This is a genomic window from Paenibacillus sp. JNUCC-31 (assembly GCF_014844075.1).
GTDB lineage: Bacteria > Bacillota > Bacilli > Paenibacillales > Paenibacillaceae > Paenibacillus.
In genome coordinates this window covers 818781-839710 of sequence record NZ_CP062165.1, presented here as the reverse complement: position 1 = coordinate 839710, position 20930 = coordinate 818781, and the positions used below count along the sequence as shown (strand labels likewise).

General features: G+C 46.7%; 18 protein-coding genes. 15 read left to right on the top strand and 3 right to left on the bottom strand.

Translation table 11 applies throughout. The features are described 5' to 3' along the window. Positions 1–144: 144 nt before the first annotated feature. The gene (locus JNUCC31_RS03595) at positions 145–756 is read right to left on the bottom strand and encodes a TVP38/TMEM64 family protein (RefSeq protein ID WP_192268609.1); all 612 of its coding nucleotides are present in this window, start codon (positions 754–756) and stop codon (positions 145–147) included. 198 nt (positions 757–954) lie between these two features. On the opposite strand from JNUCC31_RS03595, the gene JNUCC31_RS03590 reads away from it, so the two are divergent. Next, positions 955–1893 carry a Gfo/Idh/MocA family protein gene (locus tag JNUCC31_RS03590; RefSeq protein ID WP_192268607.1) on the top strand — a complete coding sequence of 313 codons (939 nt, stop codon included), beginning with the start codon at positions 955–957 and terminating at the stop codon, positions 1891–1893. A gap of 37 nt (positions 1894–1930) precedes the next feature. Further along, on the top strand, positions 1931–2245 hold the full coding sequence (locus JNUCC31_RS03585) for a hypothetical protein (protein ID WP_192268605.1): 315 nt from the start codon (positions 1931–1933) through the stop codon (positions 2243–2245). A gap of 36 nt (positions 2246–2281) precedes the next feature. On the opposite strand, the gene JNUCC31_RS03580 is transcribed toward JNUCC31_RS03585, so the two are convergent. Then, positions 2282–3100, bottom strand: coding sequence for an AraC family transcriptional regulator (locus JNUCC31_RS03580; RefSeq protein WP_192268604.1), 819 nt, complete (start codon positions 3098–3100; stop codon positions 2282–2284). Between the two features lie 201 nt (positions 3101–3301). On the opposite strand from JNUCC31_RS03580, the gene JNUCC31_RS03575 reads away from it, so the two are divergent. The 7 genes from JNUCC31_RS03575 to JNUCC31_RS03545 all read left to right on the top strand — a co-directional run bounded on the left by JNUCC31_RS03575 (position 3302) and on the right by JNUCC31_RS03545 (position 9986). Then, positions 3302–4414 carry a Gfo/Idh/MocA family protein gene (locus tag JNUCC31_RS03575; RefSeq protein ID WP_192268602.1) on the top strand — a complete coding sequence of 371 codons (1113 nt, stop codon included), beginning with the start codon at positions 3302–3304 and terminating at the stop codon, positions 4412–4414. Positions 4415–4579: 165 nt separating this feature from the next. Beyond that, positions 4580–5662 (top strand): Gfo/Idh/MocA family protein, encoded by a 1083-nt coding sequence (locus tag JNUCC31_RS03570; protein WP_192268600.1) that lies wholly within the window; start codon positions 4580–4582, stop codon positions 5660–5662. A 176-nt stretch (positions 5663–5838) separates the two neighbouring features. Then, positions 5839–6807: a sugar phosphate isomerase/epimerase family protein gene (locus JNUCC31_RS03565; protein WP_192268598.1), complete on the top strand. Its 969-nt coding sequence runs from the start codon at positions 5839–5841 to the stop codon at positions 6805–6807. Between the two features lie 24 nt (positions 6808–6831). Next, the gene (locus tag JNUCC31_RS03560) at positions 6832–7560 is read left to right on the top strand and encodes a ThuA domain-containing protein (protein WP_192268596.1); all 729 of its coding nucleotides are present in this window, start codon (positions 6832–6834) and stop codon (positions 7558–7560) included. 320 nt (positions 7561–7880) lie between these two features. Then, positions 7881–8177 carry a winged helix-turn-helix transcriptional regulator gene (locus tag JNUCC31_RS03555; protein WP_148565210.1) on the top strand — a complete coding sequence of 99 codons (297 nt, stop codon included), beginning with the start codon at positions 7881–7883 and terminating at the stop codon, positions 8175–8177. Positions 8178–8345: 168 nt separating this feature from the next. Beyond that, positions 8346–9077 carry a hypothetical protein gene (locus JNUCC31_RS03550; protein WP_192268594.1) on the top strand — a complete coding sequence of 244 codons (732 nt, stop codon included), beginning with the start codon at positions 8346–8348 and terminating at the stop codon, positions 9075–9077. Positions 9078–9272: 195 nt separating this feature from the next. Then, a complete protein-coding gene (locus JNUCC31_RS03545; protein ID WP_192268592.1) occupies positions 9273–9986 on the top strand; it encodes a hypothetical protein in 714 nt (237 codons plus the stop codon). A gap of 87 nt (positions 9987–10073) precedes the next feature. On the opposite strand, the gene JNUCC31_RS03540 is transcribed toward JNUCC31_RS03545, so the two are convergent. Further along, on the bottom strand, positions 10074–10790 hold the full coding sequence (locus JNUCC31_RS03540; protein WP_062324333.1) for a Crp/Fnr family transcriptional regulator: 717 nt from the start codon (positions 10788–10790) through the stop codon (positions 10074–10076). Between the two features lie 427 nt (positions 10791–11217). Here JNUCC31_RS03540 and adhE point away from each other — a divergent pair, with 427 nt between their 5' ends. From adhE to JNUCC31_RS03510, 6 genes are all read left to right on the top strand, one after another. Next, positions 11218–13830, top strand: coding sequence for a bifunctional acetaldehyde-CoA/alcohol dehydrogenase (gene adhE, locus JNUCC31_RS03535; protein WP_192268590.1), 2613 nt, complete (start codon positions 11218–11220; stop codon positions 13828–13830). A 487-nt stretch (positions 13831–14317) separates the two neighbouring features. Then, on the top strand, positions 14318–16576 hold the full coding sequence (gene pflB, locus JNUCC31_RS03530) for a formate C-acetyltransferase (RefSeq protein ID WP_192268588.1): 2259 nt from the start codon (positions 14318–14320) through the stop codon (positions 16574–16576). A gap of 91 nt (positions 16577–16667) precedes the next feature. After that, positions 16668–17417: a pyruvate formate-lyase-activating protein gene (pflA, locus tag JNUCC31_RS03525; protein ID WP_192268586.1), complete on the top strand. Its 750-nt coding sequence runs from the start codon at positions 16668–16670 to the stop codon at positions 17415–17417. Between the two features lie 262 nt (positions 17418–17679). Further along, complete coding sequence (locus JNUCC31_RS03520) at positions 17680–19044, top strand: extracellular solute-binding protein (protein ID WP_192268584.1); 1365 nt, start codon at positions 17680–17682, stop codon at positions 19042–19044. A gap of 166 nt (positions 19045–19210) precedes the next feature. Next, entirely contained in the window at positions 19211–20095 is an 885-nt protein-coding gene (locus JNUCC31_RS03515) for a carbohydrate ABC transporter permease (RefSeq protein WP_192268582.1), read from the top strand. Next, positions 20095–20925 (top strand): carbohydrate ABC transporter permease, encoded by an 831-nt coding sequence (locus JNUCC31_RS03510; RefSeq protein WP_192268580.1) that lies wholly within the window; start codon positions 20095–20097, stop codon positions 20923–20925. The genes JNUCC31_RS03515 and JNUCC31_RS03510 overlap by 1 nt, the downstream gene beginning before the upstream one ends. The last annotated feature ends 5 nt before the right edge of the window (positions 20926–20930 follow it).

The following is a 20930-nucleotide window of genomic DNA, read 5'->3' as shown; positions in this document are numbered from 1 at the left end:
CGATCACTCGCTCCAGCAATCTACCGATATTATTGAAACTGGTTAACACAAGAATTTGGCTTACACTTCTATTATATCCTGAATTGGCAAGCCAACCAACCCGGATCGTATGAGATGGAACAGAATGGCCTCTGAACCTCCGATTCAGATTTTTTTACGCGTACGCAAACGAAACAAGAGCAATATAACTGCCATGAGCAACAGATATCCGGCAAGGATCAGCAGGCTTAGCCATATCGATGTTTCTGCTTGTGCCCCTGCATAGGCAAAAACAAAAATTCCTGGCAATTTGCCAATCGCGGTAGCCACCATGAAGACCCAGAATGGCGTGTAGGTTATGCCCGCATAGATGTTGACTGCCATTTGGGGGACAATCGGCAACAGACGCATCGTCATGACACCCATAAAGGGATGAGCTTCCATCCAGGTCGTGAATCGATTCAGACCTCGGATGTTTTCGAGATAGGATCTGGCCTGAGTTCTGAATATCGTTCTTGCTCCCGTGTATACCAGCAGCGCTGCAAGTGTGGTCCCAAGCCAGCAGATCCAGGCTGCTGTTGAGGTACCATAACTATAGCCAAAGGCAATAATGACGATCTTGTACGGAATTACGGGTACAAGAGCAAACAATGTCGCCATGGCGAGTAAAAGCGGGATGGACTGGTGCAGCTCCGTCCAGGCCAGCAGTTCATATCTGTAAATAAACGTGACTCCGGCAAGTAAAACATATAAGAGGAGCCATAACCATTTTCGCAAATTTCCAAACGCTCCTTTCAGATTAGAAAGGGTCTGACTTCTTCCAATCTGTTTTGCTATTCCTCTAAAGTTTACCACGATCCACCCAAGGATGAACAATTCGTTCCACCCCACCTGCAATCACTGGCAAGTTGCTGCCTGAAGGGTTACACTATAGGACGTGGAAATATTGAATTCATCTGAAGGTGGAATGACATCATGGAAACGAAAAAGCGCACCCGTGCCGGTATCATTGGACTCGGGGATATTGCACGTAAAGTATATTTGCCGTTGTTAAGTGCTCATTCTGGTGTGGAAATTGCGGGTATCATGAACCGATCCCCAGAGCCAGTAAAGGAGATTCAGCATACGTATAGATTAAGTCATGGAACAACAGACCTGAAAGAACTGTTGTCATGGGATCTGGACGCAGTGTTCGTACATACTGCAACGGAAGCTCACTTTGACATTGTCATGCAATGTTTGGAACAGGGACTGGCTGTATACGTGGACAAACCTCTATCGTATACATTACGCGAATCGGAAGAGATGACGGCGTTTGCCGAGGCGCAGGGTTTATTGCTGGCTGTAGGTTTTAACCGAAGATTTGCACCGATGTACCAAAAAGCAAAAGAATGGATGCAGGCTGGACAAGGCTTCGAATCCTTGACTGTAACAAAACACAGAACCGGCATTCAGGAGCGTCCTGCTGCGGAAACCATTTATGATGACCTGATCCATATGCTTGACCTGATGCTGTGGTATTCGGATCATAATGTAGAACTGCTACATCAGTGGATACGCAAAAATGATCTGGGCCAAATGCTGCATGCGGCGGGAACAGCCAAACTAAGCAAAACAGCTTATGGCCGTTTTGATATGGTACGCCAGGCGGGGGCTGATCTGGAGAAGGTAGAACTGCACGGCGGCGGAAGATCGGTAGAAGTTCTGAACATGGAAACAGCCAGTTATGTGGAAAAGGAAGGGCTTTTACGGAGCGAAACGTTTGGCAGCTGGGATTCCGTATGGACGCGCAGAGGGTTTACCGGAGCTGTTGATGATTTTCTGACCTGTTTGGAGGCACCTGACGACTGTCTGATCAGTGCAAGTCATGTGATGGACAGTCATGAGCTTGCTGAACAACTGATTCGCAAATAGTTTGGGTGTAGAATACACATTTTGGAGGAATAATACGATGGATGAATATGAAAAGGAACGCAGTAAACAGATCGAGGAAGCTGTGATTGAGACCTATAAACAGGAAGAGGAAATGATGATTCTGGTATTCGTCCAGTGGTGTGTCAATCACGGACTGGACCCGGAAGAGATGTACCGGCAAGCCTACCCGGATCAACTGAGCAACGAGCGTTTGCAGCAGGTGCTGAAGCTGGTAGTATCCAAGGAGGAAGCCGGTGACATTCCGGATGATACAGTACTGGGTGTCTTGTCGATGTTCGGCAATGAAGATCTCGCCATGGTGGTATCCGAGGCGATTGCCGCGCGCAAATAAGTTTCGGTTACGTATAATACGTATGAATGAAGCGAATTACATCTGTTCCCGGTGAATGACCCTGAATTCCTTGGGTGACATGCCAAACCGGGAGCGGAATACCCGGTGAAAATACGTATAGTTGTTAAAGCCGGAAGATTCGGCTACATGTTCAAGTGTCATCGGACTGAAAATGATCCGTTCCCTGGCCATGTTCAACCGTACATCAAGGGTATATTGCATGATACTTTTGCCAAACGCTTCTTTGAAAAGATGTACTCCGCGTGAAACGCTGATTCCAATATGTGTAGCTATATCTTCAAGCTTGAATAGAGAAGAAGCGTTCTCCTCAATATAACTTTTAATCTCATACGCCACATAGTTGGTATTCGTAATCGTCGGATGCTCCGAGAGCAAACGATCCACTTCAAGACAGAGAATGCGCATATAATAACTGGCGATCTCCGGGTAAGGATTGGAAATACGGCGCTGCTCCAGTACGAGCTGTCGAAACAGGGTGAGCAGACTTTCGGTCAGCTGCACCTTGATCCGGTTCGGCCTCTTGTGATGGTTCCACCACTCATCGACCCAGTCCCCGTTGAAGAAAATATGGTAATCACCACTCTCCACAAGTCTTTCACCCATGGGATTTTGTTCTTTGTCTACTCTTAGTTCATACGGCTCATCGGGACTAAACAGAAGCAGATCACCCGCATCCACGAGCGACATGACACCGTCTACACGGGCTCGGCAACGTCCATCCGTCTGGAGCCTCAATAGGTAATTCTTTACTCCCTCAGGATGCAAGCCAATATAGGGTTTGCGGTGAAATGAAAAGCCTGCTGTAAGAACCTGGCAGGAAGGATCAGTCGGCATTGGCATACTCCTTGCAATTTGAAAATTATGACCAGATAGTTCATGTTTTAATCATATTATTCATTTTAATCGAAGCCGAAACGGAATACCATAGTATTAAATTCAAGCGCATAACATCCAGCACAGCCTTTTAACCGCAAACCATCGATTACCATTATGCAAATACAGGTTCTCACCATTCATAAGGAGATGAACATCACTGTGGAGAAAATGAAAGCAGGAATTATTGGTTGCGGTAACATCAGCGCCATTTATTTGGAAAATTTAAAAGATAATCCTCTCATTGAAATTGTGGCTGTTGCGGATTTGATCCGTGAACGGGCACAGGAACGGGCAGATGAATTTAATATCGCAAACGTTTACAATGTAGATGAGTTGCTGCAAAATAAAGAAATTGAACTTGTGCTGAACCTTACGGTTCCTGGCAGTCACGCCATGACAGATCTGGCTGTACTTGAAGCCGGCAAACATGTGTATGCCGAGAAGCCGTTGGCGATTTCTCTCGAGGATGGGCGCAAGGTTGTTGAGCTGGCGGAGGAAAAAGGATTGTACATTGGCTCAGCACCGGATACCTTCCTTGGATCAGGCATTCAGACTGCCCGCAAGGCGATTGAAGAAGGGCTGATCGGCAAGCCGATCGCGGCTACTTCATTCTTCATGGGTGGAGGGCCAGAGGCCTGGCATCCAAATCCGGAGTTCTTTTATGTCGCTGGAGGCGGACCCATGTTCGATATGGGGCCTTACTATCTGACAGCTCTGATCACGCTTCTTGGACCGATTCGCAGAATCAGTTCCTCCGCAGGTGTACAGATCCCGGATCGCGTCATTGGTTCTGGACCGAAGGAAGGTACACCTTTACAAGTGCAAACGCCTACACATTTGGCAGGAACCATTGACTTCGAGGAAGGTGCCATTGCAACGATGATTACTAGCTTTGACATCCGGGGCGCTTCGGATCTGCCAAGAATTGAAATTTATGGTACGGAAGGCACACTGAGTGTACCGGACCCTAACTATTTCAATGGGGAAGTGAAGCTGCGCAGATTTGGTCAGGATACATGGGAAACCGTGAAGCCTGCTTTTGAAAGCAGACAGAACGAGCGTGGAATCGGCGTTACGGAGATGGTCGAATCCATTCGTGCTGGTCGTGAACACAAGGCTAGTGGCAAGCTTGCTTATCATGTGCTTGAAGCGATGCATGCGTTCCAGCGCTCCTCCCTCGAGGGAAAACACATCCAGTTAGAGAGCACGTATGAAGCCGTAGCAGCAACCAACACAGATGGAATTCAGTCAGAGGCTGTACAATCACACTAATTGATTTCGGGAGAGGTGGATCTGGGTGCATTTCCCAGCAGCCTCAAACCAGACAGGTGACGAGTGGTTGGTTGTGGAACAGGATGAGCCAGAGTCCGCCACTACAAGGCACCGAGAGCAGTAGGAACTGGATTGGAGAATGTGCAACTGATGGAGGACTTATTCATGTCTAAAGTACTTAATATCGCCATTGTGGGTTGTGGCGGGATCGCCAAAGGAAAACATATGCCTAGCCTGTCCAAACAGTCACAAGGCCGAATGATTGCATTCTGTGACATTGTCAAAGAGCGCGCAGAAGAGGCCGCAGCCGAATTTGGGGCTGAGGGGGCCAAAGTATATACGGATTATCTTGAGATGTTGAAGGATGAAAGCATTGATGTGGTACATGTATGTACACCTAACGACTCCCATTCCGTTATCACGGTTGCTTCCCTTGAGGCAGGCAAACATGTGATGTGTGAAAAGCCGATGGCGAAAACTTCTGCACAAGCACAGGCTATGCTGGAGGCAGCACAACGTACAGGCAAAAAGCTGTCCATTGCCTATCAGAATCGCTTCCGCAATGACAGCCAATACCTGAAACAAATGTGTGAAGAAGGCGAGCTTGGTGATATCTATTTCGGCAAGGCGATTGCACTTCGCCGCCGCGCAGTACCAACCTGGGGTGTATTTCTTGACGAGGAAAAGCAGGGCGGTGGGCCGTTGATTGATATCGGTACACATGCACTTGACCTTACCCTCTGGCTGATGGATAACTATAAACCGAAGAGTGTTATGGGATCAACATTCCACAAGCTGGGCCAACGTGAAAATGCAGCCAACGCTTTTGGTCCGTGGGACCCTGAACAATTTAAGGTGGAGGATTCTGCATTCGGATTTGTAACGATGGAAAATGGAGCCACGATCATTATTGAATCCAGCTGGGCATTGAATGTGGCTGAATTTGGCGAAGCCAAAACGCTGCTATGCGGTACAGAAGGCGGAGCGGATATGCAGGATGGTCTGCGGATCAATGGCGAGAAACGCAGCCGTCTGTATGAGACGAAGGTGGATTTGAACGCAGGAGGGGTAGCTTTTTATTCCGGCAGTGCTGAAAATGAAGCGGATCGTGAAGCCAGAATGTGGCTGGAAGCGATTGTGGAAGACAAGGAGCCGGTTGTAAAACCTGAGCAAGCCATTGTTGTTACTCAAATCCTAGAAGCCATCTATGAGTCTGCACAGACAGGCAAAGCAGTATATTTTGAATAGACAGGATGTCATTTCCAGTGAAATAACCAGTATTCCTGTGTTTAATTTCAGGATAGAAAAGCTCTTGATTTTCCACAATAATGATACAATCATGTGATCCTGAACGGTATTTTTATGCAGTTCATTGTTCATAAAAACAGCAATTATATGATATCTAATCTAGGGAGGAATCGCACTTGAAACTCGGCGTATTTTTGGTATTATTCGGAGGACGTAAATTGGAGGATGCACTTGACTATGTAGCATCCAAAGGCTTAAAAGCCGTAGAAATCGGAACTGGAGGACATCCAGGGAATGCACATTGTAAACCGGATGAGCTTCTGAGCAACCCGACAGCATTGAAAAACTTCAAAAATGCAGTAGAATCCCGTGGCCTGACCATCAGCGCATTGAGCTGTCACGGTAACCCGCTTCATCCACAAAAGGATATTGCAAAGGGATTCCACGATGATTTCGTTAAAACGGTAGAATTGGCTGAGAAACTGGAAGTACCTGTCGTAAACACATTCTCCGGTTGTCCGGGAGACCATGAGGATGCCAAATATCCGAACTGGCCTGTTGCACCATGGCCGAATGACTTTCAGGAAATTCTGAAGTGGCAGTGGGAGAACAAAGTCATCCCTTATTGGACAGAGTGGGGCAAGTTCGCTGCAGATCACAATGTGAAAGTAGGACTGGAGCTGCACGGCGGATTCTCGGTGCATACACCGGCTACCTTGCTGAGATTGCGTGAAGCAGCAGGCGAAGTGATTGGCGCCAACCTGGACCCAAGCCACATGTGGTGGCAAGGTATCGATCCGGTTCAAGCGATCCACATTCTGGGTCGTGAAGGGGCTATCCATCACTTCCATGCCAAGGATACAACCATTGATCCAATTAACGTGAACAAACACGGTGTAACGGATATGCAGGATTATACAAACATGCTTGATCGTGCTTGGCAATTCCGCTCGGTCGGTTATGGTCACGATAACAAAACTTGGGCTGATATCATTAGCGCCCTGCGTCTGGTTGGATATGATTATGTCGTAAGTATTGAGCATGAAGACGGTCTGATGTCGGTAGAAGAAGGATTCTCTAAAGCAGTGCAAAATCTCCAACAAGTATTGATTGAGGAACCACTGGGAGATATGTGGTGGGTTTAGAGTTACACTAGGGGGAAATTGAATATGATTAACGTCACCATTTGGAATGAATTTGTCCATGAGAAGATTCATGATGAAGTAAGAGAAGTTTACCCGGACGGTCTGCACCGTGCGTTGGCAGACGGACTGGGAGGCGAAGGTTTTGCCATCCGTACTGCAACACTGGATCAGCCTGAGCATGGATTAAGTGATGAGGTGCTGAATTCCACGGATGTGCTCATATGGTGGGGACATATGGCACATGATCGGGTAAGCGACGAGATCTCACAAAAGGTTGCACAGCGCGTTCTGAATGGCATGGGATTGATCGTGCTTCATTCCGGTCACTTCTCCAAACCGTTCAAGGCACTGATGGGCACCAGCTGTGATCTGAAATGGCGTGTAGCCGATGAGCAGGAAATTGTCTGGTGTGTAAATCCGTCCCATCCGATTGCAGAAGGAATCGAGGGTAAGATCATACTGGAAAAAGAAGAAATGTACGGGGAATTCTTCGACATTCCAGTACCGGATGAGCTGGTGTTTGTCAGCAACTTCCAAGGTGGAGAGGTATTCCGCAGCGGATGCACATTCCGTCGTGGGGAAGGCAAAATCTTTTATTTCCGTCCAGGTCATGAGACGTATCCGACATATTACAATCCGGACATATTAAAAGTAATCAGCAATGCAGTGAAGTGGGCTTATCCAGCCCGCAGCTACAAGCCGGAATTCGGCAGAAGCGAACCTGTAAGACCATTTGGTGGCGTGCTGGTCTAAGCTGCAAATGACTTCTTGAATGGACAAAAAATGGTAACCAAGAACCTAACTCCAAGTCGAGTGTGACTGTGGCAGTTGGGTTCTTTTTGGGTAAGATATATAGTAACAGGGGAGTTATACGATATTTCCCATGGTTCCTGGGTCCTGTGTGATGTATACTTGGTTGTATCATTGAAGTTAGTTGACGCCTATAAAATTTTAACTTTTTTACGGCAGACGTTTTCTTTGTGACCTAAATATGTTATTATGAAATATACTAACTAAACGTAAGTTGAGTGATCTCTAAAGAGGTGATTAATGTGGAAGGCCAAGATCTGCGGATGTGTCCGCGTTTTGAGACGGCGTTTTCTTTTCTGGGCAAGCGCTGGAACGGTCTGATTATTCAAACGTTGATGAGTGGTTCGAAGCGATTCAAGGATATCTCCAATCTGATTCCATCGATGAGTGACAAGATGCTGTCGGAACGGATGAAGGATCTGGAAAGTGAAGGAATTCTGATCCGCCATGTGTATCCCGAGACGCCAGTTCGTATCGAATATGAGCTGACTGAGAAGGGCAAGGCGCTACAGCCAGTCATGAACCAGATTCAAGACTGGGCAGAGCAGTGGGTTGATTAATTCATAGATACCCTGGCTCAATAGTTAGAAATGGATGGGACATAGGCTCTTGATTTCCGATGGAAATCAGGAGTTTTTGTCATAAGGGTCCTGCACATGTTGTCATGAGTTGTAGTATAATTGTAAATAAAATGGCCGCAGGCGGCCGGAGCGAGGAGGCCACTTGTCATGAGAGAAGAAAGCTTATCCCGTGAAGTACGCTACGGCAAGCAAGATATTGCAGAACTTGAGAGCGCATCCATCCAGGTACATCTAATCTACAAAAAAGCTGCGGAGCTATTTAAACGAACTGCATATTCCCTTTCAGTTAAGGGTGATCTTGCAGAAGAAAAGACCCATTCGTCGAATCGCAATGGTCAGGGACCGACTCCGGCAGTACTGCAAAAGTGGATTCAGACAGCAAGAGGCTGGAAATGTATCGGTTGTGAAATGAGACAACCCGATTCCATTGGCATTCAGGGTGAGGCCGTCTTTCATGAAGAGCGTCTGTTTCTGAATGTAGGCGAAGGCCGTTTTGTTCAGACAGAAATGCTGATTCAGGCCATTGTATGGTCACAGTATGAGAAAATTCGCATGCTCGCGCCGTGGCTTGGTGATGACACCTTCTACACGGTTCAAGAGCTGGACGTAATTGCCCGTTACATCGTACCTACCTATTTCTCTGAACGTCCGCTGCACGAGCAAGGAAAGGTATCCAAGGTACACCATCAATCCGGTCAGATTCCACTGTATCAGGAGTATGTAGATGCACCTTCATTCTGCGTACAGGTGGATGGAGCATTGCTTGAGGGCCGCTTGTTAACAGGTGTATATGTGTCAGAGGAACAGTTTTTCGGGCTTAATCCCTATCTAAAGGATGGAGACGGAGGACGTACCTACATGCAGGCTTACGTTCAGTAACATTGTAACAACAGACTCTATATACGATAGACTTAAAGGAGCCTGCTTGCAGGCTCCTTTTGTTTGTGCGAGCCAGTTGTGGACCCCGCTGGAAGAAAAGTAACGGCATTGACACTTTTTTTGCCTGAATTTTGTGTCATAATAGAGGTTATGGACAACAGGGTGAATGATTTTACGCAGGGTGGTGTTACCTACATGAAGAAGAGAATCCCCGGTTACATAGGTATATGTCTGATTATTCTGGTTATATTAGCCGGGTGTAGTGAGACACAGCCTTCCGAACAGCCAATCGTCAAAGAGACCGAATCACCGAATACCATAACAGTGGCTGTGGATGGCAGCACTTTTCTGCCTGATGCAACGAAGTCCATTAAGAGAGATTTTAGTGAAGGTCTGACGCTCAAGAAAGCACTATTGAACAGTGGACTTGTCGATTTTACAGCAGATGGCAAGCGGATCCAATCCGTGGGGGAAGTTTCTCTGGACTCCTCACTTAGCTGGGCTGTTAAACTGAATGGCAAAGATATTGACCCGGAAAAATGGGACATGGAGCTTCATGCCAAAGATGAAGTAATCATATATGTAAAAGCCGCTGACAGTGGAGGCGATGATGTTGTTTACCAAACAACACTGCTCAAGGTGAGCGGCGGCAATATTATGCCGAATCTCAATCGTCAATATGCCGGGGTGTATGTTCAGGAATGTACTGTGCGTGACGTATTGAAGTCCAGTGGAATTGTGAGAATGTCGGAAAACAACAAATTTGTTGTGTCAGTCGAAAATGTGAGTCCCCGAATGAACCAACGCTGGATGATCATGGTGAATGACAAGGAATTAATGGAAAACGGTTTGGATATGAAGTTGAATCCACGTGATGCAGTAAAGCTTGAATTGACTACTGTATCTTAAGTATAACAAAGCCCAATCTTCGTTATTGAAGATGGGCTTTTTTCATTTGCATATCAAATGTTTATAAGCCGGGGAAAGCGTCAGATGTCAGATGCGGCAAATTTCGTTAGGGCATAATTCGCAGTGGCAGATGCCTTGCAGCATGCTCAGATCTTTGATGACAATCATGCCGTTGTCATATTCTATCGCATCTTTTTTGCGCAAATCGCTTAACATACGGTTGACACTTTCACGGGTCGCTCCAATCATATTGGACAGATCCGTGTGTGTTATTTTTTTATGAATCATGACATGCTCTCCATGGGGTTCGCCGTAGGAATTGGACAATCGAATTAGCGTGGAGCAAAGTGCGCCCGGTTTACCGTATAACATCAGATCACGGAATTTGGTTTGGGTTAACCGGTGATGGATGCCCATCCATTTCATGAAATCGATGGCAAAGTCACAATGCTGGCAGATTAGCATTTCCAGGTCTTTGTGCTCCAGTACTCCGATCTCACTATCCTCCAGCACTTCCGCTGAAAAGCTGTGTTTGGACCCGAAGAACGGGTCGGCCTGACCAATCATATCACCGGATTGATACATATACATGATCAGTTCCTTGCCTTCATCCGTGGATTTGGTGATCTGGGCACGGCCCCGTTTCATATAATAAAGTTTGTCAGAGACATCTCCCTCCCAATACAGATGGGTTCCTTCCGGATAGGTTCTGTCCTTCATCGTTACGAGCAGATGGTTGAAATTCGCTTCCGAGAAACAGTTGGTATTGCCGCGTTTTTCCAGTACACTCAGTTGTTCTCTCATAAGTCTATCTCCCCTTTGTGTCCATCGGACGGCCTTCTGCAGCTTGGACTGGCCTCCGTGGTTCGCCGCAAACCGTTGCCGTCCTGATCAGGGTCTAACTCGGCCGGAGGACGGTACAAATTGCGGTGGTTCAATTTTTAAGTTCAGTATATACCTAATCTTGCCGTTTGAGGGGCGTGGATAAGGGGCAAAAATGGCGAAATTTCAAACATTGTGATTAAATTCACTTTGAGAAGGGAAAGATGAATTGGACAGCCCTATAATTTAAATAGGAAGTGTAAATGGCGAAGTGAGGGACACCACAAAACTTAAATTAAATTTGTTATACTTTGTGAAAAAAATCACATAATTAACCCTTTCTCCATGGTACGATGTGAATGTAAAGAAGAGAGACAAACCAATACGAACCTTTAGGAGGATGAGGGAGATGGCTGTAAAGAACGAAGTCGCCCCAGTAAAAGAACCGACAGCAGGTCAGTATATTCAAACGTTAATTGACAAAGCGAATAAAGCACACGCTGCTTTCATGTCCATGGATCAGAAACAGATTGACCGGATCGTGCAAGCGATGGCGCTGGCAGGTCTAGACAAACATATGATGCTCGCCAAAATGGCCGTGGAAGAAACAGGCCGGGGTGTGTATGAGGATAAAATCACCAAAAATATATTTGCAACAGAATATGTGTATCATAGCATCAAATATGACAAAACAGTAGGGGTTATTGAAGATAACGAATACGAAAGCTTCCAGAAAATTGCGGAGCCTGTCGGCATCATCATGGGGATTACCCCGGTAACCAATCCGACATCCACCACGATGTTCAAAGCATTGATCTCCATCAAAACACGAAATCCGATCATCTTCGGTTTCCACCCATCTGCACAGAACTGCAGCCGCGAAGCTGCCAAAATCCTGCGTGATGCAGCAGTGAAGCATGGCGCTCCAGCGGATTGCATTCAGTGGATCGATGATCCTTCTATGGATCGTACAAACGCCTTGATGAATCATAACGACGTGGCGCTCATTCTGGCGACAGGCGGATCAGGCATGGTGAGAGCTGCATACAGCTGTGGTAAACCGGCACTGGGCGTAGGGCCAGGGAACGTACCTTGCTTTATTGAGAAAAGTGCAGATATCAACCAAGCAGTAACGGATCTGATTTTGTCCAAATCGTTCGATAACGGCATGATCTGTGCTTCCGAGCAAGCAGTCATTATCGAAGAGCCGATCTTCGATCAGGTGAAAAAGAAAATGATTGCGAATGGCTGTTACTTCGTTAACAAGGATGAGGCAGCAAAACTGACCGCAGGAGCGATTAACGCTGAAAAATGTGCGGTTAACCCTGCCATTGTTGGTCAATCCGCAGTCACTATCGCACAAATGTGTGGTATTGAAGTTCCAGCAGGCACCAAAATTCTCGTAGCCGAGATTGAAGGGGTAGGTACGAAGTTCCCATTGTCCGCTGAGAAACTAAGTCCGGTACTGGCTTGTTACAAAGTGAAAACGGCGGCTGATGGAATTGAGCGTGCAGCAGAAGTGGTTGCTTTTGGCGGCATGGGTCACTCCTCGGTTATTCATTCGACGAACGAAGAAGTGATTAACAAATTCGCAGATCGTCTGCAAACCGGACGGATTATCGTGAATTCTCCTTCCACACACGGCGCCATCGGTGACATCTACAATACCAACATGCCGTCACTGACACTGGGCTGCGGATCGTATGGACGTAACTCGACTTCTTCGAACGTAACGGCTGTGAATTTAATCAACGTGAAAAGGGTGGCTCGCCGTACCGTGAATATGCAGTGGTTCAAAGTGCCGAACAAAGTCTACTTCGAAAAAGGTGCAACACAGTATCTTGCCAAAATGCCGGACATCACTCGTGTAGCCATTATTACGGATGCCATGATGGTCAAACTCGGTTATGTAGAAAAAGTAGAGCACTATCTGCGTCAACGTCAAATGCCGGTAGCTATTGAAGTGTTCTCTGACGTAGAACCCGATCCATCGACAACAACAGTAGACCGTGGTACGGAAATGATGCGCCGCTTCCAACCAGACTGCATTATCGCACTCGGCGGGGGATCACCGATGGATGCCGCCAAAGCGATGTGGTTGTTCTACGAATATCCGGACACAGACTTTAACGACTTGAAGCAAAAATTCATGGATATTCGCAAACGGATCTACAAATATCCGCGTCTCGGTGTAAAAGCGAAATTCGTAGCGATCCCGACAACTTCGGGCACAGGTTCGGAAGTAACATCGTTCGCAGTTATTACAGATAAAAATCAAGGCAATACGAAATATCCACTGGCAGACTACGAGTTGACACCAGACGTGGCGATCGTGGACCCGGAATTTGTATACTCTCTGCCGAAAACCGCTGTCGCGGACACAGGTATGGACGTACTGACTCACGCCATTGAAGCATATGTATCCGTCATGGCAAATGACTACACAGATGGTCTGGCGATTAAAGCCATCCAACTGGTGTTCCAATACCTGGAGCAATCGGCGTTACAAGGTGACAAACTGGCACGTGAGAAAATGCATAATGCTTCGACGATTGCCGGTATGGCTTTTGCCAATGCATTCCTGGGCATTAACCACAGTTTGGCACACAAATGGGGCGGTCAGTACCATACAGCACATGGACGTACCAATGCGATCCTGATGCCACACGTCATTCGCTATAATGCGAAAAAACCGACCAAATTTGCATCGTTCCCGAAATATTCGCACTTTGTGGCAGATGAGCGTTATGCAGAAATTGCCCGCATTCTCGGATTGCCTGCACGTACGACAGAAGAAGGGGTTACCAGCCTCATCAATGCCATTCGCAAACTGAACAAAACATTAGGTATTGAAGAGTCGTTCCAGGAAATCGGATTTGATGCCAAAGACTTTGAAGCACATGTGGATTATCTGGCAGACCGTGCCTTCGAAGATCAATGTACAACAGCCAATCCAAAAATGCCGCTGGTGACTGAACTGGCAGATGTATACCGCAATGCTTTCTACGGAAAGTTTGAATAACGAATAAGACTAAGCCTGCCTTACGGCAAGAGAATCAGGGTTCCCCAAGATGGGGAGCCCCGATTGCCGTCCTTCCACACGATAACGAAGAGGGCAGAAATAACCTGAAAAAGCGAAGCGTTCACCTTTATCACCGGATTTTCCCTTTTTGAAAGGGAATCAAAAAAATCTGGGGATAACAGCGATTGGAAGGTTGTTCTGCCACGCAGTGATCCTGTGTAAAGCTTCAATTTCAATGGGACACAGCGCAGGTGGAGTGAGTTAGTTCACTGACTTTGTGATAAAAATCACAGAGTGTGAAAGAACGACGACGTATACTGAAAGTGTAAGAAAAACATTCATTCCGCGGTTCCGGTTCCCAAGTAGAGAGAACGTGTTCCGGCTTATATGTGAAATTAATCACATTAATCGCGGCTCTGGGCACACAATGATACGAATGAAGCAACATGTTATGTGTCCAGAAATCCAAATTAGTGGAGGGATTACGATGTCGGTGATTGAAAAAGATGTCAAACAACAAACAGGCTGGAGAAACTTTACCAAAGGAACATGGACCAAATCCGTCGATGTGAATGATTTTCTGACTCACAACCTGTCACCTTATTACGGTGACGAAGCATTCCTTACAGGGGCAACCCAGAATACAAAAGAATTATGGGATATTGTATCTGATCTGACCAAAAAAGAACGTGATAACGGCGGCGTCCTTGACGTTGATGTGAACACACCAGCTACAATCGTTTCACACCAACCAGGATATCTGGATCAAACCAAAGAGCAGATTGTCGGCGTTCAAACGGATGCCCCATTCAAACGTTCCATTCAACCAACAGGCGGAATCCGCATGATGATTGATGCATGTGAAGCATACGGCTTTGAATTGCCTCAAGGCGTCATTGATATATTTACAAATATTCGTAAAACACATAACCAGGGTGTGTTCGATGCTTATACTTCCGAGATGCGTGCAGCTCGTAAAGCGGGAATCATTACAGGTCTGCCAGATGCGTATGGCCGTGGCCGGATCATCGGTGACTATCGTCGGGTAGCTCTCTATGGCGTAGACTTCCTGATTCGGAATAAAAAAGGCGAACTGAATGCACTCGAAGTTGATGTGATAGATGAAGATGTCATTCGTCTGCGTGAAGAACTGTCCGAACAGATTCGTGCATTGCAAGAATTGAAACAATTGGGCGAAATGCACGGTTTCGACATTTCCTTGCCAGCCACAACCGCAAAAGAAGCGTTCCAATGGCTCTACTTCGGTTACCTGGCTGCGATCAAAGAGCAAAACGGTGCGGCGATGTCGCTCGGACGTGTCTCTTCTTTCCTGGATATTTACATCGAACGTGATTTGCAAGAAGGCTTGCTCACGGAGGAACAGGCTCAGGAGTTGGTTGACCATTTTGTCATGAAACTGCGGATCGTCAAGTTCCTGCGTACGCCGGATTATAACGAGTTGTTCAGTGGAGACCCAACATGGGTAACCGAATCCATTGGTGGTATGTCCGTTAACGGTGAAACCCGTGTTACGAAAAACAGCTTCCGTTTCCTGCACACCCTGAACAATCTTGGTCCTGCACCAGAACCAAACTTGACTGTGCTCTGGTCCACCAAGCTTCCGGAAGCGTTCAAACAATACTGTACGAAAGTATCCATTGAAACGAGCTCGATCCAGTATGAAAATGACGATCTGATGCGTCCAATCTATGGAGACGATTATGGTATTGCCTGCTGCGTATCCGCCATGAAGATCGGAAAACAAATGCAGTTCTTCGGTGCACGTGCCAATCTCGCCAAAGCATTGCTGTATGCAATCAACGGTGGTCGTGACGAGAAATCGGGGGCTCAAGTGGGTCCTGAATATCCGGCAATTACAAGCGAAGTACTGGATTACAATGAGGTCATGAAACGTTTCAAACCGATGATGGAGTGGCTTGCCAAACTGTATATGAACTCGCTCAACGTCATTCACTACATGCATGACAAATACAGCTATGAGCGTATTGAAATGGCACTGCATGACCGCGATATCGTACGTACGATGGCTTGTGGTATTGCCGGTCTCTCGGTTGCAGCAGACTCTCTGAGTGCAATCAAGTATGCTAAAGTCAAACCAATCCGCAACGAACAAGGCATCGCGATTGATTTTGAAATTGAAGGCGACTTCCCTTGTTACGGTAACAATGAAGACAGTGTCGACAGCATCGCGGTTGAACTCGTGGAAAGCTTCATGGGCATGATTCGCAAACACAAAGCATATCGTAATGCGATTCCAACGCAATCTGTACTGACCATCACATCCAATGTTGTGTACGGCAAGAAAACAGGTACAACACCGGATGGACGTAAAGCAGGCGAACCATTTGCACCAGGAGCGAACCCAATGCATGGTCGTGACAAAAAAGGTGCGCTGGCATCTCTGGGTTCTGTAGCCAAATTGCCATATGAACACAGTCTTGATGGTATTTCCAATACCTTCTCCATCGTGCCAAAAGCACTAGGTAAAGAGGAGAATACACGTAAATCCAATTTGACTGCGATGCTGGATGGATACTTTGGTCAAGGTGCACACCATCTGAACGTAAACGTATTTGATCGTCAGCAGCTGATTGATGCGATGGATCACCCGGAAAACTATCCGCAACTAACAGTACGGGTATCCGGTTACGCGGTTAACTTCATCAAGCTGACACGTGAGCAGCAGCTCGATGTCATCAACCGGACGTTCCATGGTTCCATGTAAATGAAATTGAAATGAGAAAGCCGCCCGGAAAGACAGACTGAACCACATATTAAACGCACAGCGGATGCGGATACAGAAAGGAAGAGGCATCATGGTTAACGGACATATTCATTCACTCGAAACTTTCGGGACGGTTGACGGCCCAGGCATCCGCTTCGTGCTTTTTATGCAGGGATGTCTGCTCAAATGCCAATATTGTCACAACCCAGATACTTGGGCATTGGACGGTGGTAAGGAAATGAGCGTGGAGGAGGTACTGGCCGAGATTGAGCCATACTTGTCATACTATCGCAGCTCTGGTGGCGGACTCACCGTATCTGGTGGGGAGCCTACATTGCAGGCTCATTTTGTAGCCGAGGTCTTCAAGGAAGCGAAACGGCGCTGGGGTTTGCACACCACGCTGGACAGCAACGGGTTCAATGAACCGGATCGCATTCATGATTTATTAGATAACACGGACCTGGTTTTACTCGATCTGAAGCACATCAATGATGAGAAACATATCAAACTGACAGGCAAATCCAACGAGAGAACGTTGCGCACCGCACAGTGGTTATCGGACAATGGACGAAAAATGTGGATTCGACACGTGTATGTGCCAGGGATTCACAATGAGGAAGAGGATTTGCTCAATCTGGGGCGGTTTATCGGAACGCTCAATGGAGTCGAGAAGTTCGAAATCTTGCCTTATCATCAGATGGGTATCTACAAATGGCAGGCGCTGGGGAAAGCTTATCCGCTCGAAGGTGTTCCTTCTCCGAGTGATGAGGAAGTAGAACGGGCATATCGTTTGATTGAACAAGGTCGCTCCGAAACAGCAAGCGTCACTTGCTCTAATTAAGTTACTATCTATACAGTTCTGTCATCGGAGCGGCAAGTGTAAATATTCTAAGTTCAACTTATATTCCAACCAAGCAGTCCTTGCGAACATGTTTCGCAGGGGCTGTTTTTGCTATTGTTATCTATTGTAAATGCAAGATATTTTGTCCAGTGAAGGATTTTATCCCTCCATTGATGAATTGTCATCCTTACGATGTAAGCTCCGGCTTTTTATAATCAGAGTGTAAAGCCAAATGCTCAATATCTTGAGGAGGGTCAACCAGATGAAAAAAGGAATGACATTACTGCTTTCATTATTACTTATCACTTCATGGACTTTGGCGGGATGTTCGAGCTCAAGTAGTGAACCGCAGCAAGGAGGCGGCAAAGCGCCTGCGGAGACGAGCAAGGAGCCGGTTGAGATGCTTCTCCGTCACACCCAGGTGGGCGCCGACAAACAAAAAAGGCTGGCCATTCTGCAGGACGTCGTGGGCAAAGTAGAGAGCGAGGTACCCAATCTGACCTTTACGCTGGACGGAGTCGAATCTGATGTGAACCGCAAGGAGAAGCTTCGCGGGGAGATGGCTGCAGGCAATCCACCGGATATCTTCGAATTGTTCGGTAGCCCGGACTCCAAAGTGTATGCCAAGGAAGGCATGTTGCTGGATCTCACGCCCATTCTGCAAGAGTTGGGTATTCAGGACCAATTCTCATCACTTGAACCATTCACCTATGAAGGCAAAGTGTATGGACTTCCAATTGGGGGCTCCGGTGAAGGTTTCTTCTACAATAAAGAGTATTTTACACAAAAAGGTTGGAAAGCGCCTACAACGATGGCTGAGCTCGACAACATGCTGGCCGAGATCAAGGCTGATGGCAAAGTACCACTCGCTTCAGCTTCCAAGGCTGGCTGGGTTCCGCTTATGTTAACGAACCATCTGTGGTCCCGTTACGCTGGACCTGATATTACGGCGAAATTTGCGACAGGCGAAGCCAAGTGGACTGACCCGGGCGTTGTTGCAGGGTTTGCGAAGCATAAAGAATGGGTGGATAAAGGCTATTTCAAAAAAGGTGAACTTGGCTTCGAATATGCGGAGTACACCACTCAATTCACGAGCGGTGAAGCCATTCTGATGTATGACGGAACTTGGAAATCTTCTGTTTTCAAGGAAGGGCAAAGCGGAGAATCGCTAATTGGCAAGGTTGGTTTCTTCAATATGCCTCCGGTAGAGAACGGTGCTGGAGATCAAACAGCTTTGATGCGTGACGTAAATAATGGATACGGTTTCTCCGCAGCAGTTGCGGATGACCCGCAGAAACTTGCGGCAGTTAAAGCGTTTATTAAGAACTTCTACAACGAAGATATGCAAGTGCGCGGGCTCGTAGAAGATGGTGTGTTACCAGCGATGAAGCTGGATGAAAAAGTGCTGACAGACAGCATCACCGACGATTTGATGAAAGAAATCGTAGCTGTGCTCAATGCATCCCAGACTTCGTTCCCGGCATTTGATGCCCTCGTACAGGCGGATGTAACCACCGAGATCAGCAATCTGCAAATTCAGAAGCTGGTTGGTGGACAGACCACTCCTGAGAAGATGGCGGAAGAACTGCAAAAAGTTCAGGAAGAGGCTAATGCTTCAGTCGAATAATGGATCTATCTTACAAAAAACGAATATCTCTTGATCACCAATGCTGGCTTACCCCGGTTTGAATTATTTCCGGGGTACGGCTCTTGGTTTAATGAAAGAATTGCACTGCTGAGGATCTGCTCTATATATGAGCTTAAGAAGTTGAAGTCACTGAAGGAGGTAGATCATGAATACTTCACTCCGCAGCCCTCTGATCTATACGTTGTTTGTGTTGCCGGCCTTGATCCTGTTTATTATGTTTTTCCTGTATCCTATCGGCAGTTCACTTTATTATAGTCTGACCAGTTGGAACGGGGTATCCGCAGAGCCGCGTTTTGTGGGGCTTTCGAATTACGCAAAGGCACTGACAGACGAACGGTTTTGGATTTCCACTCGCAATAATGGTTTCTTTATCGCATTTTCCGTGTTGATTCAGGTACCTATTATTGTGCTTTTTTCACTGCTTATTGCGAACGTTAAGAAACTGAAGGGATTGTACAAGACGGCTGTCTTTTTACCGTCCATTATGTCAACAGCAGTCATCGGTATTCTGTGGGGATTCATCTACGAGCCCAACATTGGCCTGTTGAATCAGCTGCTTGAAGTCGTCGGTATTTCCCCGGTCTATTGGTTGTCCGATAACCGGTTCGCAATGATATCCATTCTCGTAACTAACGCTTGGCAGTGGACGGGATTCTATATTGTCATGGTTTTGGCGGCCATTCTGGCTATTCCCAAGGATCTGGATGAAGCGGCGGCTATTGATGGAGCCACTGCGGTACAGCGAGCGTTTAAAATTACGTTGCCATTAATCAAACCGATCATTTCCGTTGTGGTCATGTTGTCCATTGCAGGAGCGATGAAAGCAGCGGATATTGTGCTGGTTATGACCAAAGGCGGGCCCGCAGGATCTACCGAAGTGCTTGCCACGTATATGATCAAATATGCGATTACCAATTTTAAATACGGTTATGGAAACACGATTGCGGTTCTGATCTTTGCTCTGACGCTTGTGCTCACCGCGGTGTATCAGTTGCTGGTGGCGAGACGCAACGAAAGGGTGGAATATTGATGGCAAAAAGCATAAAAGGCAGTATACCTCATGTGTTGTTAATGCTTTATTTGATTGCAATTCTGTTTCCCTTTTTATTCGTAATCTTCTCATCATTCAAACAGGATAACAACGAGATTGCACTGAATCCGTTCGGTCTGCCTTCAACCTGGGTGTTTAACAATTACGTGGAGGCCTGGGTGAACGCCAAGATCGGAACGTATTTCTGGAACAGTATGTACATATCAGTCTTGTCCTCTGCCGGAACCATTGTGCTGGGAGCGATGTTTGCTTTTGCCATCACCCGGATGAGACACCGCAAATGGAGTATGGTTCTATACAGTCTCATTCTCGCGGGCATGCTGATTCCAAACAATGCACTTATGCTGCCCATATATTTGCTGGTACGCAAGCTGGGCATCTTGGATACACATCTGGCGCTGATTATTCCTTATGTTGCGAATGCGATTCCGTTCACGATTATTATTCTGGCAGCCTTTATGCGATCACTTCCTGGAGAAATTGAGGAAGCCGCAGTAATGGATGGGTTGAGGGCTCCGGGTATCTTTGCTAGAATAGTGATACCCCTTACAGTTCCGGCCATAGTAACGGTGTTTATCGTGAATTTCCTCGGCAACTGGAACGAATTTTTACTCGCCAACTATTTCTTATCCACCGATAAACTGCGTACCCTGCCTGTCGGCATGGTCCAGTTTCGTGATCAGTATCAGATGAATTATGCGCAAATGTCAGCAGGAATTGTATACAGTGTTGTACCGGTTATTGTGATTTACGCTGTGCTTCAGGAGAAAATTATTGAAGGTGTAACGGCGGGCAGTGTCAAAGGATAATTAAC

Bases quoted from the DNA above. Each gene is read 5' to 3' on its own strand.
- pflA (WP_192268586.1), top strand. From the start codon at position 16,668: ATGGTTAACGGACATATTCATTCACTCGAAACTTTCGGGACGGTTGAC.
- JNUCC31_RS03540 (WP_062324333.1), bottom strand. From the start codon at position 10,790: ATGAGAGAACAACTGAGTGTACTGGAAAAACGCGGCAATACCAACTGT.
- JNUCC31_RS03520 (WP_192268584.1), top strand. From the start codon at position 17,680: ATGAAAAAAGGAATGACATTACTGCTTTCATTATTACTTATCACTTCA.
- JNUCC31_RS03515 (WP_192268582.1), top strand. From the start codon at position 19,211: ATGAATACTTCACTCCGCAGCCCTCTGATCTATACGTTGTTTGTGTTG.
- JNUCC31_RS03510 (WP_192268580.1), top strand. From the start codon at position 20,095: ATGGCAAAAAGCATAAAAGGCAGTATACCTCATGTGTTGTTAATGCTT.
- JNUCC31_RS03550 (WP_192268594.1), top strand. From the start codon at position 8,346: ATGAGAGAAGAAAGCTTATCCCGTGAAGTACGCTACGGCAAGCAAGAT.
- adhE (WP_192268590.1), top strand. From the start codon at position 11,218: ATGGCTGTAAAGAACGAAGTCGCCCCAGTAAAAGAACCGACAGCAGGT.
- JNUCC31_RS03590 (WP_192268607.1), top strand. From the start codon at position 955: ATGGAAACGAAAAAGCGCACCCGTGCCGGTATCATTGGACTCGGGGAT.
- JNUCC31_RS03585 (WP_192268605.1), top strand. From the start codon at position 1,931: ATGGATGAATATGAAAAGGAACGCAGTAAACAGATCGAGGAAGCTGTG.
- JNUCC31_RS03580 (WP_192268604.1), bottom strand. From the start codon at position 3,100: ATGCCGACTGATCCTTCCTGCCAGGTTCTTACAGCAGGCTTTTCATTT.
- JNUCC31_RS03555 (WP_148565210.1), top strand. From the start codon at position 7,881: ATGTGTCCGCGTTTTGAGACGGCGTTTTCTTTTCTGGGCAAGCGCTGG.
- JNUCC31_RS03570 (WP_192268600.1), top strand. From the start codon at position 4,580: ATGTCTAAAGTACTTAATATCGCCATTGTGGGTTGTGGCGGGATCGCC.
- pflB (WP_192268588.1), top strand. From the start codon at position 14,318: ATGTCGGTGATTGAAAAAGATGTCAAACAACAAACAGGCTGGAGAAAC.
- JNUCC31_RS03545 (WP_192268592.1), top strand. From the start codon at position 9,273: ATGAAGAAGAGAATCCCCGGTTACATAGGTATATGTCTGATTATTCTG.
- JNUCC31_RS03560 (WP_192268596.1), top strand. From the start codon at position 6,832: ATGATTAACGTCACCATTTGGAATGAATTTGTCCATGAGAAGATTCAT.